The sequence below is a fragment of the Ruegeria sp. CDSC052 genome, from assembly GCF_059610685.1.
Window position 1 is genome coordinate 141,186 of the sequence record NZ_JBXWOB010000008.1, and the last position, 16,038, is coordinate 157,223.

17 protein-coding genes and 1 tRNA gene are annotated in these 16,038 nt (G+C 56.7%); 10 read left to right on the plus strand and 8 right to left on the minus strand.

The window, feature by feature from the left end; genetic code table 11:
* Positions 1-7: 7 nt before the first annotated feature.
* Positions 8-1,381 (plus strand): aspartate aminotransferase family protein, encoded by a 1,374-nt coding sequence (locus AC2FIM_RS14200; RefSeq protein WP_496677981.1) that lies wholly within the window; start codon positions 8-10, stop codon positions 1,379-1,381.
* A 566-nt stretch (positions 1,382-1,947) separates the two neighbouring features.
* Here AC2FIM_RS14200 and AC2FIM_RS14205 read toward each other — a convergent pair.
* Positions 1,948-2,023, minus strand: a tRNA-Ala gene (locus tag AC2FIM_RS14205).
* 141 nt (positions 2,024-2,164) lie between these two features.
* Positions 2,165-2,491 carry a TIGR02300 family protein gene (locus AC2FIM_RS14210; RefSeq protein ID WP_271950067.1) on the minus strand — a complete coding sequence of 109 codons (327 nt, stop codon included), beginning with the start codon at positions 2,489-2,491 and terminating at the stop codon, positions 2,165-2,167.
* Positions 2,492-2,591: 100 nt separating this feature from the next.
* On the opposite strand from AC2FIM_RS14210, the gene AC2FIM_RS14215 reads away from it, so the two are divergent.
* The 3 genes from AC2FIM_RS14215 (at position 2,592) to AC2FIM_RS14225 (ending at position 5,207) form a co-directional block, all read left to right on the plus strand.
* Complete coding sequence (locus AC2FIM_RS14215) at positions 2,592-3,287, plus strand: M48 family metallopeptidase (protein WP_142637879.1); 696 nt, start codon at positions 2,592-2,594, stop codon at positions 3,285-3,287.
* Positions 3,288-3,317: 30 nt separating this feature from the next.
* Entirely contained in the window at positions 3,318-3,965 is a 648-nt protein-coding gene (locus tag AC2FIM_RS14220) for a GntR family transcriptional regulator (protein WP_271950069.1), read from the plus strand.
* Positions 3,966-4,076: 111 nt separating this feature from the next.
* Entirely contained in the window at positions 4,077-5,207 is a 1,131-nt protein-coding gene (locus AC2FIM_RS14225) for a lytic murein transglycosylase (protein ID WP_281973131.1), read from the plus strand.
* A 3-nt stretch (positions 5,208-5,210) separates the two neighbouring features.
* Here the strand turns inward: AC2FIM_RS14225 and AC2FIM_RS14230 are convergent, their stop codons facing one another.
* On the minus strand, positions 5,211-6,173 hold the full coding sequence (locus tag AC2FIM_RS14230; protein ID WP_142637885.1) for an acetyl-CoA carboxylase carboxyltransferase subunit alpha: 963 nt from the start codon (positions 6,171-6,173) through the stop codon (positions 5,211-5,213).
* Positions 6,174-6,319: 146 nt separating this feature from the next.
* On the minus strand, positions 6,320-6,916 hold the full coding sequence (locus tag AC2FIM_RS14235) for a LysE family translocator (RefSeq protein ID WP_142637887.1): 597 nt from the start codon (positions 6,914-6,916) through the stop codon (positions 6,320-6,322).
* A 73-nt stretch (positions 6,917-6,989) separates the two neighbouring features.
* On the opposite strand from AC2FIM_RS14235, the gene AC2FIM_RS14240 reads away from it, so the two are divergent.
* Together AC2FIM_RS14240 and AC2FIM_RS14245 are read left to right on the plus strand one after the other, a co-directional pair.
* Positions 6,990-7,442 carry an Lrp/AsnC family transcriptional regulator gene (locus AC2FIM_RS14240; protein WP_271950075.1) on the plus strand — a complete coding sequence of 151 codons (453 nt, stop codon included), beginning with the start codon at positions 6,990-6,992 and terminating at the stop codon, positions 7,440-7,442.
* A 117-nt stretch (positions 7,443-7,559) separates the two neighbouring features.
* Positions 7,560-8,138, plus strand: coding sequence for a PA14 domain-containing protein (locus tag AC2FIM_RS14245; protein ID WP_271950077.1), 579 nt, complete (start codon positions 7,560-7,562; stop codon positions 8,136-8,138).
* Between the two features lie 33 nt (positions 8,139-8,171).
* Here the strand turns inward: AC2FIM_RS14245 and AC2FIM_RS14250 are convergent, their stop codons facing one another.
* Positions 8,172-9,134: an L-malyl-CoA/beta-methylmalyl-CoA lyase gene (locus AC2FIM_RS14250; protein ID WP_271950079.1), complete on the minus strand. Its 963-nt coding sequence runs from the start codon at positions 9,132-9,134 to the stop codon at positions 8,172-8,174.
* Positions 9,135-9,429: 295 nt separating this feature from the next.
* Here AC2FIM_RS14250 and dgcN point away from each other — a divergent pair, with 295 nt between their 5' ends.
* From dgcN to AC2FIM_RS14270, 4 genes are all read left to right on the plus strand, one after another.
* Entirely contained in the window at positions 9,430-10,431 is a 1,002-nt protein-coding gene (gene dgcN, locus AC2FIM_RS14255; RefSeq protein WP_271950080.1) for an N-acetyltransferase DgcN, read from the plus strand.
* A 70-nt stretch (positions 10,432-10,501) separates the two neighbouring features.
* Entirely contained in the window at positions 10,502-11,467 is a 966-nt protein-coding gene (dgcA, locus tag AC2FIM_RS14260; protein WP_496708167.1) for an N-acetyl-D-Glu racemase DgcA, read from the plus strand.
* Positions 11,468-11,477: 10 nt separating this feature from the next.
* Complete coding sequence (locus AC2FIM_RS14265) at positions 11,478-12,338, plus strand: D-amino-acid transaminase (protein WP_142637899.1); 861 nt, start codon at positions 11,478-11,480, stop codon at positions 12,336-12,338.
* A gap of 503 nt (positions 12,339-12,841) precedes the next feature.
* Complete coding sequence (locus tag AC2FIM_RS14270) at positions 12,842-13,588, plus strand: methyltransferase domain-containing protein (RefSeq protein WP_496732079.1); 747 nt, start codon at positions 12,842-12,844, stop codon at positions 13,586-13,588.
* Between the two features lie 138 nt (positions 13,589-13,726).
* Here the strand turns inward: AC2FIM_RS14270 and rplT are convergent, their stop codons facing one another.
* From rplT to AC2FIM_RS14285, 3 genes are all read right to left on the minus strand, one after another.
* On the minus strand, positions 13,727-14,092 hold the full coding sequence (gene rplT, locus AC2FIM_RS14275; protein WP_142637903.1) for a 50S ribosomal protein L20: 366 nt from the start codon (positions 14,090-14,092) through the stop codon (positions 13,727-13,729).
* Positions 14,093-14,106: 14 nt separating this feature from the next.
* On the minus strand, positions 14,107-14,307 hold the full coding sequence (gene rpmI, locus AC2FIM_RS14280) for a 50S ribosomal protein L35 (protein WP_010443552.1): 201 nt from the start codon (positions 14,305-14,307) through the stop codon (positions 14,107-14,109).
* A 180-nt stretch (positions 14,308-14,487) separates the two neighbouring features.
* Positions 14,488-16,035, minus strand: a complete 1,548-nt coding sequence (locus tag AC2FIM_RS14285) for an alanine/glycine:cation symporter family protein (RefSeq protein ID WP_271950089.1) — start codon at positions 16,033-16,035, stop codon at positions 14,488-14,490.
* Between the last annotated feature and the right edge of the window lie 3 nt (positions 16,036-16,038).

Sequence of the window (16,038 nt, forward strand, 5' to 3'; positions counted from 1 at the left end):
TGAAAAGATGCTGAAGAACGATCAACTTGACCAATGGGACCGCGAGAACTTTTTCCATCCCTCCACTCATCTGGCCCAGCACGCGCGGGGCGAAACAGCGACCCGTGTGATCAAAACCGCAAGCGGGGTCCATATCGAAAACCGTGATGGTACCAAATTGCTGGACGCCTTTGCAGGACTTTATTGCGTGAATGTGGGCTATGGCCGTCAGGAAATTGCCGAAGCGATTGCGGATCAAGCCCGCGAGTTGGCCTATTATCATTCCTACGTGGGCCACGGCACAGAAGCCTCCATCACGCTGTCCAAGATGATCCTTGATCGCGCGCCTTCGAATATGTCCAAGGTCTATTTCGGCCTGGGCGGTTCAGATGCAAATGAGACCAACGTCAAATTAATATGGTATTACAACAATATCCTGGGCCGCCCCGAAAAGAAAAAGATCATCTCGCGCTGGCGAGGGTATCATGGCTCGGGCCTTGTCACCGGGTCGCTGACTGGGCTGGAACTATTCCACAAAAAGTTCGATCTGCCGCTCACGCAGGTGGTTCATACCGAAGCGCCCTATTATTTCCGCCGCGATAATCTGGACCAAAGCGAAGCCGAATTCGTCGCGCATTGCGTTACTGAACTGGAGGCGCTGATTGAACGTGAAGGCGCTGATACAATCGCCGCGTTTATTGGCGAGCCGGTGCTGGGAACCGGTGGTATCGTGCCCCCGCCCGAAGGCTACTGGGCCGCCATCCAGGCCGTATTGCGCAAGCATGATATCCTGTTGGTTGCCGATGAAGTTGTGACCGGGTTTGGCCGCCTGGGCAGCATGTTCGGGTCGGAGCATTACGGCTTGGAATCCGATATCATCACCATCGCCAAAGGCCTCACCTCGGCCTACGCGCCGCTGTCAGGTTCGATTGTTTCTGAAAAAGTGTGGAAGGTGCTGGAACAGGGCACGGATGAAAACGGCGCCATCGGCCACGGCTGGACCTATTCGGCACACCCGATCGGGGCGGCGGCCGGTGTGGCAAACCTCAAACTGATTGATGATCTGAACCTGATCGAAAACGCAGGCAAAGTCGGCGCTTATCTGAAGCAGTCGATGAAGGATGCACTGTCAGCACACGCCAATGTCGGCGATGTGCGCGGCGAAGGAATGTTGTGCGCGGTCGAGTTCGTGAAGGATAAAGATAGCCGCACCTTCTTTGACTCCGCGGACAAGATCGGCCCGCAAGTCTCAGCCGCTCTTTTGGCACAGGATAAGGTCATCGCACGCGCTATGCCGCAAGGCGACATCTTGGGCTTCGCGCCACCGTTTTGCCTGAGTCGTGAAGAAGCTGATACCGTCGTCGCCGCAACTCTGCGCGCGGTTACAGCAGTATTAGGCTAGGGGATGTCTGTCTCGCCCACCCTTGGCTGAGTGGATAGTGGTCGACATTACCGCATCAAACTCCGGGGTGGGCACAGCACTCGATTGAGACCGCTTTGATTTGGCAATATTGCCTGGATCAGGCCGCAATTCCAAGATTCCTTACTATACGGCCCAATCCGGTCAAAGCGGCCAAGATTGAAACTTGAAACAAGCACACGTCACAATTGTCGCAATGTGCTACAGACCAGATATTATCAATCATGGGTGGAGCGGCGGAAAAGTCCGCAACGTGTGGGTTGTCATTCCTGTAGCCAGACAGACGATGAAGCAGGAAGAGCTCAAGCGGAAGTTGGAAGATTTCGAAGTTCCGCATAGGAATTTTGAAGAGATGTTCGAACCGGTCGCCGAAATTCTGTCAAAATCTTGGAAAGTAAGGAAAAAAAGCGACTATAGGGGCAAGAGAGTGCTGCTTAGAATGCTATTTGTTCAGAAGGGAAGTTACTCTTCCAAATCGGATCTTCGAACCGGTGAATTATCTTTTCCATTCAGATTCTTAAGTGACGCAAAATATCTGAATGAGGTTTTGGTGGAGCCTAGGGGAGTCGAACCCCTGACCTCTTGCATGCCATGCAAGCGCTCTCCCAACTGAGCTAAGGCCCCATACAGGTACTGCAGAAGCAGTGGGCGGACGTTTATGAGACAGTGGCGCTAAGCGCAAGTCCAAAAACAGGCGTCGCCGTTAAAATTTTGCAACCAGATTGCAAATGGCGCGAGGCGGCGCGAGGCCGCCTCTGACCGTGATCAGCTATCGTCCTCTGCTGGAATGTCAGTGATGTCGTCCAGCGGAACTTCATCACTGCTGTCATCATCGTCATCCAGCAGATCATCATCCAGATCGACTTCGACATCGTCGTCGTCATCCAGAACCAGTTCTTCCTCAGGCGCGTTTTCGCGCGCCTTGGCCGATGCGGCATCTTCTGCATCTGCTGCGATCATCCGGCTTTTACCGGTTTCGAGTTCCACGATCTCGCCGGTATAAGGGCTAACGATCGGGTCTTTGTTCAGGTCATAAAACCGTTTACCGGTGGTCGGGCAAACGCGCTTTACACCCCATTCTTCCTTGGGCATGTCCAATCCCCTTGATATCAGGTGAGTCGTATCGACGATTCAGGTCAGGTGCCACAAGCAGCGGGCACTGTCAAAGCCTTTGAGCAGGAGAAACAGACCTATGGGAGATCACGCACTGCCAGGATCGCCTCCGGTGCCGCTGACATTGCGCAAATCGGCGCGGGCACGGCGGATCAGTCTGCGTATATCCCAGTTGGACGGGCGTGTTACACTGACCTATCCAAATGGCGTTGCTGAATCCGATGCGTTGAACTTTGCCCGCCAAAAAGAAAGCTGGATTCGGCAGCACCTGAGTGATCGGCCAGACCCCTCGGTGGTTCAATTTGGGCAGCATATTCCTGTTGAGGGCACCCAACGGCGCATTGTCCGGGCAACGGGCCGACGCGTTCTGTTGCAGGCGGATCAGATTTCAGTACCTGAAGGCGCTGAAGCGCGACGTTTGGCGCGCTTTTTGAAAGAACTGGCACGCGACCGGCTGACCGGCGCATGTGATGACTACGCAGCGATGTTGGGTAGGGCTTATGCCAGCATCTCTATTCGGGATACCCGATCGCGCTGGGGATCATGCAGTTCTGAGGGTGGATTGATGTTTTCCTGGCGGCTGATTCTCGCTCCACCAGACGTCCTGCATTATGTTGCCGCACATGAGGTGGCGCATCTGGCCGAGATGAACCATTCCCCAGCCTTTTGGGCCCAGGTCGAGCGGTTATTCGGAGATTACAAAGAACAGCGGCGCTGGCTGCGCGACAACGGGGCGCAGTTGCATCAGTTCAGATTTGACGCGCCTGCGAGTTGACCTGTGCGGTGTTTGTGATCACATAGAGACATGTTGAACACACGCCCCTCGGAAACGCAGACCGCAACGCATGACCGGGTGTACCGGGCCCTGCGATCCCGCATCATGCATGGCGACATCGCCCCCGGTCAGGCACTGACCTTAAGGGGAATTGGGAAAGAGTTTGGTGTCTCGATGACTCCGGCCCGCGAGGCGGTGCGTCGGCTTGCGGCTGAAGGGGCGCTGTTTCTGTCGTCCTCGGGCCGCGTCTCGACGCCCGAGCTGACCAATGACCGGATCGAAGAGCTTGCTGCGCTGCGGGCCTTGCTTGAGGTCGAGCTGGCCAGCCGGGCATTGCCCCGTGCGCATATTGCCCTGATTGACCGATTGCAGAGCATCAACATGACGGTGGCCGAGATGGTCACCAAACGTGATGCCGTTGGATATATTCGCACCAATCTGGAGTTTCACCGAACTCTGTATCTGCGGGCGCAGGCCCCGGCGATGCTGGCGATTGCCGAAACCGTATGGTTGCAGCTTGGGCCGACGATGCGCGCGCTTTATGGGCGGCTGCGGCGAACGGAACCACCGCATCACCACAAGCTGATAATTGCGGCGCTAAAGGCCGGGGATGAGCCGGGTCTGCGCCTTGCGGTTCGCTCGGATGTTACACAGGGCCTGCGGATGCTGGTCAGCTAAGCGGCTTGTTGCCGAAGCTGCCGAAATCGCCCGGTTCGGTATCGCTGTTCTGGCCCCGGCGATTTCTCTGCGCTAGGCTGTGAGAAATCACAATAAGAGCAGTTTTCAACCATGATTGATCGACGGTTATTTTCCCTTGGGCTGGGCTCCGGCTTGTTGGTTGCCTGTACGGACAGCGTGCCTTCTTCTTCGGCGCCGGCCGCGCGCATGCAACCGGTTCGGAACGCGGGCTGGGACGCCTGGGTGGCGGGCTTCAAAAGCCGCGCGGCCGCACAGGGGATTTCGCAAAGCACAATTAACCGCGCCTTCCAGGGCGCCGGATATCTGCCCGGAGTGATCGAGCGGGACCGAAATCAGGTCGAGTTCAAGAGGTCGCTTGAAGACTACCTGGCGATTGCAACCTCGGATGAACGGATCGCGACCGGCAAGCAAATGCTGGTGCGTCATGCGGGAACGCTGTCTCAGATCGAGGCGCAGTACGGCGTGGACAAAGAAGTTGTCGTGGCAATTTGGGGGCTTGAAAGCCGTTATGGTGCGCGGCGTGGGGATGTGCCTGTTGTATCGGCCCTGTCGACGCTGGCCTATGACGGTCGGCGCGGGCAGTTCTTTGAGAGCCAACTGATGGCAACGATGAAGATTCTGCAGAACGGCGACACGGCGCCTGCCAACATGACAGGTAGCTGGGCCGGTGCCATGGGGCACACGCAGTTCATCCCGACCTCTTATCTGGCCTATGCGGTAGATTTCACCGGCGATGGACGGCGCGATATCTGGTCCGACGACCCAACGGATTCGCTGGCATCAACGGCGGCTTATCTGGCGCGTTCCGGTTGGGTGCGTGGGCAGCCCTGGGGCGGTGAGGCCGGGACGGTATCCGGTACGCCGGTTGCTGTGCTGCAACCCCAGGTGCCAGGGCCCCGCATTGCCGTGTTCCGCAATTTTCAGGTGATCAAACGGTATAATAACTCGGACAGCTATGCGATCGGGGTAGGGCATCTATCAGACCGAATTGCCGGAGGGGCGCCGTTCCAGGCCTCGTTCGGCCCGGATGAGACTGGGCTGACACTTGAGAACCGCAAAGAGTTGCAGCGCCGTTTGACATCCGCGGGCTACGATACGCAAGGGGCGGATGGTGTCATCGGGAATAACACGACATCCGCGATTTCTGCGTACCAGCGGGCCAATGGGCTGCCCGCGACCGGAGAGCCCTCAGTTGCGCTGCTGAGGCAGTTGGGGGGCTGAGGGTTACGCAGCCAGCCCTTTTGAGCCGATGTCGAGGAATTTTTGACGACGATCTCTGATCAGGGCGGCGGAATCCTTGCCGTCCAGATCCTTGAGCATCGCCGTAATCGCATCCCGCACGGAGTCCACGGTCGCAGCGCGATCGCGATGTGCGCCGCCCTTGGGTTCCGAAATGATCCGGTCGCAAACGCCCAGCTTGTGCAGGTCTTGCGCGGTCAGCCGCAACGCTTCTGCTGCTTCGCGCATTTTCTCTGAATCTTTCCAAAGGATCGAGGCGCAGCCTTCGGGTGAAATGACCGAATAGACCGAATGCTCCAGCATCGCGACACGGTTTGCCGTTGCAAAAGCCACCGCACCGCCTGATCCACCTTCGCCGATGATGACCGAGACCAACGGGACGCCGATCTTCAGGCACATTTCGGTCGAGCGGGCAATCGCCTCGGACTGGCCGCGCTCTTCGGCGCCTTTGCCGGGATAGGCGCCAGCCGTGTCGATCAAGGTGATAACCGGCAGTCCAAAGCGTCCTGCCATTTCCATCAGTCGGACAGCCTTGCGATACCCTTCGGGGCGAGCCATGCCGAAATTGCGTTCGATGCGCGATTTGGTGTCGCTGCCCTTTTCGTGGCCGATCACCATAACGGGTTGATCGTTGAACCGCGCCAGACCGCCGATCACGGCCAGGTCGTCAGCAAAATTCCGATCGCCTGCCAGAGGTGTGAATTCGGTGAACAGATCTTCCACGTAGTCTTTGCAATGGGGACGTCCAGGGTGACGAGCGACCTGACATTTTCTCCATGGCGTCAGATCGGCATAGAGTTCGTCCAACAGCTTTTCAGCCTTGGCATCCAGAGCGGCGGCCTCTGCGGCCACATCCATCTCTTCATTGGCGCGCGCCAGCGCACGCAGTTCCTCGGCCTTTCCTTCGATCTCGGCCAAAGGTTTTTCGAATTCCAGATACTGGGTCATGACGCCTCTCAACGCGGAAGTTCCCTGCTATATGGCCTGACGTTGCCCCGGATGCAACTCAGCAAGATTTAAAGGGTTGGTAGGGGTGCCCGTATTCACCCTCAAAAGGACCTTGATGACCGGTCATTGCTAGCCTTCGAACGTTCTCAAACGGGCCAAAGCACAGGGTAGAGCGACGCGACCAGCAGCCCCGCCATCACCCAGTTGAACAGCATCAGTCGGTGTGGGTTCGTGAGAATCCGCGCCATCTGCTGCCCGAGTACCGTCCACGTGCTGACCGAAGGTAAATTGATTGCGCCGAAAACAATCGCGACACCAACGATGGCGTTCAGGGAGCGATCGGGAGTGTATACGGTTGTTGCTGTCAGGGCCATGGCCCAGGCTTTTGGATTGACCCATTGGAATGCTGCGGCCTGTAAAAACGTCATCGGTGTTCCCGCAGGCGCGCCCGCTTCGGCTGGGGCCGAATGCGCGATTTTCCATGCCAGATACAGCAGATAGGCCACCGACGCCGCTTTCAACACGGTATAGCTGATCGGATAGGCATCAAACACCTGTACCAGCCCCGTTCCGACCAGAAGGACCATGACTGTAAAGCCCAACCCGATTCCGAACATATGTGGAATTGTGCGTCGAAACCCGAAATTCGCGCCCGAGGCCATCAGCATCAGGTTATTGGGTCCCGGCGTGATCGACGAGACGAAGGCAAAGGTGACGAGGGCAAATAGCAATTCAGGGTTCATAGCGCAGATAATTGATGGAAACCGCCCAAATGAAATTGCGTTTGCGCTGGCTATTGCGGTAATTCTGCAATTAATGATCAAGATGGATGGAATAAATCGCCATATATTGCGTGAGCTGACGCGTGATGGGCGGATAAGCAACCTTGAATTGGCCGATCGGGTCGGGCTGTCAGCCTCGGCCTGTTTGCGCCGTGTTCAGGAATTAGAGCGCGCGGGCGTGATCTCGGGCTATCGTGCTGTATTGAACCCACCTGCGCTGGGCATCGGCTTTGTCGCCTATATTGGCGTGGGGCTGGGCGAACATACAAAGGCCGCTCAGGAAGGGTTCGAGCGTGCATTGCAGCGCGCGCCTGAAGTGGTGGAGTGCCATAACATTACCGGCACGATCGAATACCTGTTGCGCGTGGAATGTGCCGATCTGTCGTCTTACAAAACTTTTCACACCGAAGTTCTGGGGACTTTGCCCCATGTCACGTCGATCACGTCCTATGTCGTCATGGGCTCGCCCAAGGATATGCGGGCCTGACATTGGAAAGATGATTCTGTACCGGCTTGCCGGAGTTGGATTCACGTTTTACTGTCTTGCCAAAGATTTGACCAAAAATGGGGACAACCCCAACCGGTCGTATTCAGGGAGAAGACGATGAAACTTGTTCGGACCGGAGCACTGGTCGCAACTTTGGTGATGATTGCGGGAGCATCTTTGGCAGCTCCGTTAAAGCTGCAACCTGCCAACCCACAGCCCAGCCCCAAGGCGGGATTGAATGTGAACTACTTTGGCACTGGCAATCAACACAAGAAGATCCGAGATCTGAGCCATGCAAAAAGCATGCTGTCTAAAGCGCAGCCCGGACAACCGTTGCGGGGCTTGGATTACAGGGACACCAGTAAGGGTCAGGACGTCATGACGTTTGACGGCGCTTACAATGTCGCCGCCGAAATTACGGGGTACATGCGGTTCGACTCTGCTGGAATCTACGAGTTGGAAACGTGGTCAAATGACGGGATAGAGGCATTCGTCGGAGGCCAGAACATTGGACAAGTCTCGGGCATTCAGGGCTGCGAGGCCAATCAGCGGACCGAAGTCGATGTGCCCAAAGCCGGGTGGTACGCGCTCAAGATCATCTATTTCCAGAAGCTCGGAACATCCTGTCTGATGATGAAATCTGGGAAAAAGGGCGAAAGGTTCACCTGGACACCCAATGATGTCTTCGGACGGTAAGAAAAAGGCGCCCGGTGAGGCGCCTTTCTACTTTTAGCTATTGGCAGCGATCAATTCGGCCTGGGCCACGATCACCTCGGCCTGTTTGATCGAGGCGATATCGACCAGACGTCCTTTGTAGACCGTCGCACCTTCGCCATTGGCCTTGGCTTGCTCCATGGCGGCCAAGATTTCGCGGGCCTCTGACACCGCCTTGTCCGATGGGGTGAAGACCTGGTTGGCCAGCGCGATCTGTTTGGGGTGGATTGCCCATTTGCCGACCATGCCCAAAGTGGCAGAACGTTTGGCCTGCGCGATATAGCCTTCGTCATCGCTGAAATCGCCGAACGGTCCATCCACCGGCAGCACGCCATGGGTGCGGCAGGCGGCAACGATGGCGGCCTGCGCCCAGTGCCACGGGTCGGACCAGTGTTTTTCACCTTCGCGCAGCATGTAATAGTTTTCCTGCGTGCCGCCGATGCCAGTTGTCTGCATGCCCATCGAGGCCGCAAAGTCGGCGGCCCCAAGGCTCATGGCTTGCATCCGGGGGGACGAGGCAGCGATTTCTTCGACATGGGCGAGGCCAGCTGCGGATTCGATGATGACCTCAAAGCTGATCGGTTTGGTACGGCCTTTTGCGCGTTCGATGGCGGTGACCAGCGCGTCCACCGCATAGACATCCGCCGCACAACCGACCTTGGGAATCATGATCTGGTCCAGTCGATCTCCGGCCTGCTCCATCACATCCACGACATCGCGGTACCAGTAAGGCGTATCCAGTCCGTTGATTCGTACGGACATGTATTTGGAGCCCCAATCAAGGGTGCTCAGCGCCTCGATGACATTGGCACGCGCTGTATCCTTGTCAGATGGTGCAACCGAATCCTCAAGATCAAGATTGATCACATCCGCCGCAGAGGCCGCCATCTTGGGGAACAGCTTGGTGTTCGACCCGGGGCCGAACAACTGACAACGGTTAGGGCGCGCGGGGGCGGCGGGTTGAATGCGAAAGCTCATCTGGACCTCGTGCAGGAAAGGAAATTGCGATTTTGTTGTCTTATGAGGTATTAAATTGCGCAGGTCTCCGCAAGCACGTTTGTGCATCTGCGGCAATGCAGTCGCAGCATTCGCCGCAATGCGCCGTGTCTCTGGTGATTAAAGTTTAATCGCTTTAAAAACTTGAAAGAATTTTGCGCAAGCTACGATATTTGCGCGAAATTTTCCTGCGGGACCCAGCGATGCTGGGCGAAATCGAGAAACACTCGCCTTGCCCGTCCCATAGCCTGCGCCAGAATCAAAGGAGTGCACCGCAATGATCGAGACACCGTATCTGTTGTTTTTGGGCGATGCGCCCGACCAGCTGGCGGCCAAGGTTGCCGTTGGAATCAAGGACTGGCGTCCGGAAAACGCCGTGGGTCAATACCGGATGGAGGGCTGTAAAGCCGATCTGGGCCTGACCGACATGTCCTTGGCTAAGGCCAAAGAGGCCGGGGCCAAGACTTTGGTCATCGGCGTGGCCAATCGTGGTGGTGTGATCAGTCAGGAATGGAAAAAGGTGCTGGTCATGGCGCTGGAGGAAGGTTTCGACCTGGCCTCGGGCCTGCACAACCTTTTGTGTGATGAACCCGATCTAGTCGCAGTCGCCGAAGCAACAGGCCGCAAGCTGCATGATGTGCGGGTTCCGTCGGTCGACTATCCAATCGCCAACGGCATCAAACGTAAAGGTAAGCGCTGTCTTGCCGTGGGCACCGATTGTTCGGTTGGCAAGATGTACACCGCGATGGCCATGGATGCCGAGATGCGCAAGCGTGGCATGAAGTCGACCTTCCGAGCTACTGGCCAGACTGGCATTCTGATCACCGGTGACGGTGTACCGCTGGACGCGGTGATCGCAGATTTCATGGCGGGATCGGTCGAATGGCTGACACCCGACAATGATGACGACCACTGGGATTTGATCGAAGGGCAAGGGTCACTGTTTCATGTGTCATATTCCGGTGTGACAATGGCGTTGATCCATGGCGGTCAACCGGACGCGTTGATCCTGTCCCATGAACCCACCCGGGAGCATATGCGCGGTCTGCCGACCTATAGTTTGCCATCTTTGCAGGCTCTGCGGGACACGGCGCTGGCGCTGGCCAAGGTTGCCAATCCTGAGTGCCAGGTCATCGGTGTTTCGGTCAACACGCAGCATATGAGCGAAGCAGACGCATCCGCCTATCTGGCACAGGTCGAAGCCGACATGGGGCTGCCCGCGACGGACCCGTTCCGTTTTGGTGCAGGCAAGCTGGTCGACGCGCTGGCAGCAGTATAAAGCGGTCTGGTCCCGCCGGCCCGGATCTAAATTGGAAAATCCGGGCGGCTCTGCCAGGAAAAGGTATGTTATGCAAATTGACGTCTCTCGCGATGTATTCAGGCTGGCTCAGGTCTTTACAATTTCACGTGGGTCACGGACCGAGGCCAAGGTTCTGACTGTACGCATTTCTGACGGCCAGTATCAGGGCTGGGGCGAATGTGTGCCCTATGCGCGTTATGGTGAAACACTGGATTCGGTCGAGGCTGAAATTGCCGGATTGCCCGACAGTTTCGACCGAGTGCAACTGATGGACTTATTGCCTGCGGGCGCTGCACGGAATGCCGTAGATTGTGCGCTGTGGGATCTTGAGGCCAAGCGTGCCGGTAAACGCGTCTGGAATCTGGCTGGGCTGCCTCAGCCTGGCCCCGAAATCACGGCCTATACATTGTCGTTGGACACCGCCGAGGTGATGCAGGCGCAGGCGGCTGCGAATGCACATCGCCCGCTTTTAAAGATCAAACTGGGCACGCCGGATGACATGCCCCGACTTGAAGCCGTTCGCGCAGGCGCACCGGATGCGACGATCATCGTGGACGCAAATGAAGGTTGGTCCGCCGCCGTTTACACCGATCTTGCGCCACATCTTGTGGGCCTGGGTGTGGCCTTGGTCGAGCAACCTCTGCCCGCCGGTGACGATGACGCGCTGATCGGGATGGAGCGCCCGGTTCCCGTATGCGCCGACGAATCCTGCCATGATCGTGCCAGCCTGCCCAAACTGAAGGGCAGATATGATGTGATCAACATCAAGCTCGACAAGACCGGAGGTCTGACCGAAGCGCTGGAGCTGCGCAAAGCGGCGATTGCTGAAGGCTATGACATCATGGTCGGCTGTATGGTCGGCAGCTCTTTGGCGATGGCCCCTGCGACATTGCTGGCGCAGGGTGCGATGGTAACGGACCTTGACGGACCACTTCTGTTGGCCGAAGACCGCGACAACCCGCTGACTTTTGATGATGCCGGAGTGCACCCGCCATTGGCGGTGCTCTGGGGCTAAGGAGATTGACATGACCCGCACCGTTTATGTGAATGGCGACTACCTGCCCGAAACCGAAGCCACAGTGTCGATCTTTGATCGTGGCTTCCTGATGGCCGATGCCGTGTATGAGGTGACCAGCGTTCTGGACGGCAAGCTGATCGACTTCGAAGGCCACGCGGTCCGCCTCAAGCGCTCGCTGGACGAATTGCAGATGGCTGAACCCTGCGCGAAGGACGAGCTGCTGGAGATCCACCGCAAGCTGGTTGAGTTGAACGGCATTGAAGAGGGGCTGGTCTATCTTCAGGTCACGCGCGGCAGCGACGGCGACCGGGATTTTGCATTTCCTGCGGCTGATACCAAACCCACACTGGTTTTGTTCACCCAAAACAAGCCGGGTCTGGCAGACAGCCCTGCTGCCCGGAAAGGTGCCAAGGTCATCTCGATCGAGGATATCCGTTGGGGCCGGCGCGACATCAAGACGACACAGCTGCTCTATCCCTCGCTGGGCAAGATGATGGCCAAGGCCGCGGGCTGTGATGATGCCTGGATGGTCGAAGGCGGCTATGTGACCGAGGGCACCAGCAACAACGCGTATTTTGTCAAAGGCAACAAGATTGTCACCCGGCCGTTGTCGAGCGACATCCTGCACGGCATCACCCGCAAGGCCGTTCTGCGAATGGCAGCCGAAGCGCAGATGGTTGTCGAAGAACGCCTGTTCACTATCGACGAGGCCAAGGAGGCTGATGAGGCGTTCACCACCTCGGCCAGTGCTTTTGTCATGCCTGTGGTTGAAATTGACGGCACAGCGCTGGGCGACGGCACGCCGGGACCCATCGCCAAACGTCTGCGCGAGATTTATCTGGACGAAAGCCGCAAGGCAGCACTCTAAAAAAATCCCATGCTGGCCGTTTGTGTGGCATGGGGTGGTCGCAACGAATTTGACAACATTTGGTGCCGCGTGCAGGTCTTGGTCGGGATGAACGGCGCAAAGAGGGTGCGGCACCAAAATCTCTGAGCGCGTACTGAATACGATATTTGGTGATCCTGCATCCTGACAGGCCGCTATGAGAATAGGCATATCCAGCCCGACTAGCGGTATTGGTTTGGCCGAAACCAGGCGGCATATTACGCGCTGAGTTGCGGTTTTCAGGAGCCAACTTCACACATGATGATGGCGAAGCCCCTACGTGTTGCTGGTGTAGCTAGGGGACAGAGGGCCGGAGATGCCCCGTAACACGACCAATGGGCCTCAATGGCCGTTATTGGTGCCGATGAAAATGTTGGTCTATCATGTCCTCCTGTGGTCCATTTCAAATGAGTTAACTTATGGCCGATCCATACTCTGACCTCGGTACGCAAGACACCGCCCTTCAAGAGCGGATCGCATCAGCAATGGAAGTGCGCTGTTTAGAGCCTGCGCAGATTGCAATTCGCAAAGCCTACATGGAAAACCTGAGGCTCCCCAAAGGTGCACGGGCGCTGGAGCTTGGTTCAGGAACAGGACACGTTACCCGAGATTTGTTGGAGCTTGCAGGAGCCGCAACGGCTCATGGAATTGAACCCTCGCCCGTCATGGTCGCACGGGCCCAGAAGAGCTTTGGGGATGATGATCGACTTAGCTTCGATATCGGGGATGCCAAAAACACAGGTTTTGAAAGCGAGACCTTTGACCTTGTGTTAATGCACACGTTGTTGTGCCACGTCCCTAGACCTGAAGACGTTGTTCAAGAGGCCTTCCGCCTTTTGAAGCCCGGAGGTGTGCTGGCAATTTGTGATGGCGACTACAGTACCGCAACTGCGCAGATCGCGGACTTTGATCCGCTCGATCAACTCATCAAATTCATGATCAATCAAAATGTCACTAATCTTTGGATAATGCGTCAGATTTCAGCCATCCTGGTCGATGCGGGATTTCGACTTGGGGCCCGGAAAGGTCATGGATATGTGGCAGAAGGGGAAGCGACCTATTTTCTCACCGTAATTGAACGCGGAGCGGACCGCATGGTGGAAGAGGGTCTGTTATTTTCCGAAACTGCAGAGGCTTTGAAATCAGAAGCGAAACGCAGAGTATCTGCCAAGATGTTTTTTGGTTTTATGTCCTATGTGAGCCAAATCGCAAATAAACCCAAGATCGTATGACAGTTCTCAGTAATCGGGCAGACAGACATTGCACAGCATCCGGCCTTCTTGGTTCAAAGCGGACCCTACCAGTTACCAGTAACATAAAAGGCCGCCCCAAACGGAACGGCCCTTTATTCACTGTCTCTTTACAGAGGATCAGGCGGTCAGAGCAGCCTGAGCCTGGGCGACGATCGCGCCGAACGCTTCCGGTTCGTGCACGGCCAGATCGGCCAGAACTTTACGGTCCACTTCAATACCGGCCAGGTTCAGGCCGTTGATGAAGCGGGAATATGTCAGGGCTTCGTCATGCGAACGTACAGCAGCGTTGATCCGCTGGATCCAGAGCGCGCGGAAGTTACGCTTGCGGTTCTTACGGTCGCGGGTTGCATATTGGTTGGCCTTGTCTACGGCCTGACGGGCAACCTTGAAGGTGCTTTTGCGGCGGCCATAGTAACCTTTGGCGGCCTTGATAACCTTCTTGTGACGGGCGTGAGTTACGGTTCCACCTTTAACGCGGGACATGTCTTAATCTCCTCTTATCGATCGTAGGGCATATAGCCCTTGACGATTTTGGCGTCGGGGGCGGACAGGGTGGTGTTGCCACGAGCATCGCGGATGAATTTCTTGGTCCGCTTGATCATGCCGTGACGTTTGCCGGCCTGGCCAGCAAGGACCTTACCGGTCGCAGTCACCTTAAAGCGCTTTTTGGCGCTCGACTTTGTCTTCATCTTAGGCATTTCCGTCTCCTTTCGGGGTTCGGTTCGAAACGCGACTCGGCATGCCATCTCGGCCGGTCACGCGATCAGAAGCGCCGTTTACGCAAGTTCGACCATACTGGCAAGGGGGTTTTGGCTGAATCTGCAATTTTAGCAGCCCAGTCAGGCACCGGGGCGACGCAGGCCGCCCCGGTGGTCTATTTAGTGACCGTATTTGCGGATCTCACCGCTTTTCAGTCTTTCACTATACGATGCCAGTTCCTGACGAACGATCTTCATCAGGAAGTAGAGCGCAAAGACGTTCACAACCGCCATCGCAAAGATCGCCGCATCCGAGAAGTCGATAACCGGGCCGAGGTTGGCCGCAGCACCGATCACCACGAAGACGCAGAAGATGATCTTGAACACCAGCTCTTTGGTGTGCCCCTCACCGAACAGATAGGTCCAGGCCTTCAGGCCATAGTAGGACCAGCTGATCATAGTCGAGAAAGCAAACAGGATCACCGCAATCGCCAGAACATAGGGGAACCAGCTGAACGCGCTGCCAAAGGCGGCAGAGGTCAGGCTGACGCCCGAGTTGCCGTCAACGGTCGCAATAGCGCTTCCTGCTTCGTTCAACATATAGTTGCCGGTCTCGGGGTCGATGATCAGCTGCTGTGTGATGATGATCACCAGCGCGGTCATGGTACAGATCACGACCGTATCGATGAACGGCTCAAGCAGCGAAACAAAGCCTTCTGTGATCGGCTCCTTTGTGCGCACCGCCGAGTGGGCAATCGCAGCAGACCCAACGCCGGCCTCGTTCGAGAACGCGGCCCGTTTGAAGCCCTGGATCAGAGCACCGACCATTCCGCCGGCCACACCAAGACCGGTAAACGCACCGGCAAAGATCTGACCAAAGGCCCAACCGATCATATCCGCATTCATGACGATGATGACCAGAGCCGCCGCGACATACATCACGCCCATAAAGGGCACAACTTTTTCAGTCACTCGCGCGATGGATTTAAGTCCACCGACGATCACCATGAACACGACAACCGCAAAGACCACACCGGTGATCCAACCCGGGTAATTCCCGACGATGCCTGCAATCTGCTGATGCGCCTGATTGGCCTGGAACATGTTGCCCCCGCCCAGCGCTCCAAGAATACAGAAGATCGAGAACACAACCGCCAGGATCTTACCTCCGGGCAGGCCAAGCTCGTCAAAACCCTTGGACATATAGTACATCGGGCCGCCCGAGACGCTGCCGTCTTCGTATTCGTTGCGATACTTTACGCCAAGTGTACATTCGGTGAATTTTGACGCCATGCCCAGAAGACCAGCCAGGATCATCCAGAAGGTCGCCCCGGGGCCACCAATGCCAACAGCAACGGCAACGCCTGCGATATTGCCAAGCCCGACCGTGCCCGACAGGGCAGTGGCCAATGCCTGAAAGTGGCTAACCTCACCAGCATCGTTGGGATCGGAATAGTCGCCTTTGACCAGACTTATCGCGTGGCCGAAAAAGCGCATCTGCACAAAAGCAAAGTACAGAGTAAAGACCGACGCCGCGATAACCAACCACATCACGATCCAGGGAAATCCTGTCCCGGGAATTGGTGCGAATATGAAGCTAACGAATGGCCCAGTGATATCAGCAAAAGCCTGATTGATCTTTTCGTCCAACCCGGGCGCCTCTTGCGCGGCGACGGGGCTGGCCATCAGGGTGGCGGCTGCCAATCCCAGTTGAGATAGTGTTTTCATTCC

Bases quoted from the DNA above. Each gene is read 5' to 3' on its own strand.
- AC2FIM_RS14240 (WP_271950075.1), top strand. From the start codon at position 6,990: ATGATCAAGATGGATGGAATAAATCGCCATATATTGCGTGAGCTGACG.
- AC2FIM_RS14285 (WP_271950089.1), bottom strand. From the start codon at position 16,035: ATGAAAACACTATCTCAACTGGGATTGGCAGCCGCCACCCTGATGGCC.
- AC2FIM_RS14265 (WP_142637899.1), top strand. From the start codon at position 11,478: ATGACCCGCACCGTTTATGTGAATGGCGACTACCTGCCCGAAACCGAA.
- AC2FIM_RS14245 (WP_271950077.1), top strand. From the start codon at position 7,560: ATGAAACTTGTTCGGACCGGAGCACTGGTCGCAACTTTGGTGATGATT.
- rplT (WP_142637903.1), bottom strand. From the start codon at position 14,092: ATGTCCCGCGTTAAAGGTGGAACCGTAACTCACGCCCGTCACAAGAAG.
- AC2FIM_RS14250 (WP_271950079.1), bottom strand. From the start codon at position 9,134: ATGAGCTTTCGCATTCAACCCGCCGCCCCCGCGCGCCCTAACCGTTGT.
- rpmI (WP_010443552.1), bottom strand. From the start codon at position 14,307: ATGCCTAAGATGAAGACAAAGTCGAGCGCCAAAAAGCGCTTTAAGGTG.
- dgcN (WP_271950080.1), top strand. From the start codon at position 9,430: ATGATCGAGACACCGTATCTGTTGTTTTTGGGCGATGCGCCCGACCAG.
- dgcA (WP_496708167.1), top strand. From the start codon at position 10,502: ATGCAAATTGACGTCTCTCGCGATGTATTCAGGCTGGCTCAGGTCTTT.
- AC2FIM_RS14270 (WP_496732079.1), top strand. From the start codon at position 12,842: ATGGAAGTGCGCTGTTTAGAGCCTGCGCAGATTGCAATTCGCAAAGCC.
- AC2FIM_RS14220 (WP_271950069.1), top strand. From the start codon at position 3,318: ATGTTGAACACACGCCCCTCGGAAACGCAGACCGCAACGCATGACCGG.
- AC2FIM_RS14225 (WP_281973131.1), top strand. From the start codon at position 4,077: ATGATTGATCGACGGTTATTTTCCCTTGGGCTGGGCTCCGGCTTGTTG.
- AC2FIM_RS14230 (WP_142637885.1), bottom strand. From the start codon at position 6,173: ATGACCCAGTATCTGGAATTCGAAAAACCTTTGGCCGAGATCGAAGGA.
- AC2FIM_RS14215 (WP_142637879.1), top strand. From the start codon at position 2,592: ATGGGAGATCACGCACTGCCAGGATCGCCTCCGGTGCCGCTGACATTG.
- AC2FIM_RS14210 (WP_271950067.1), bottom strand. From the start codon at position 2,491: ATGCCCAAGGAAGAATGGGGTGTAAAGCGCGTTTGCCCGACCACCGGT.
- AC2FIM_RS14200 (WP_496677981.1), top strand. From the start codon at position 8: ATGCTGAAGAACGATCAACTTGACCAATGGGACCGCGAGAACTTTTTC.
- AC2FIM_RS14235 (WP_142637887.1), bottom strand. From the start codon at position 6,916: ATGAACCCTGAATTGCTATTTGCCCTCGTCACCTTTGCCTTCGTCTCG.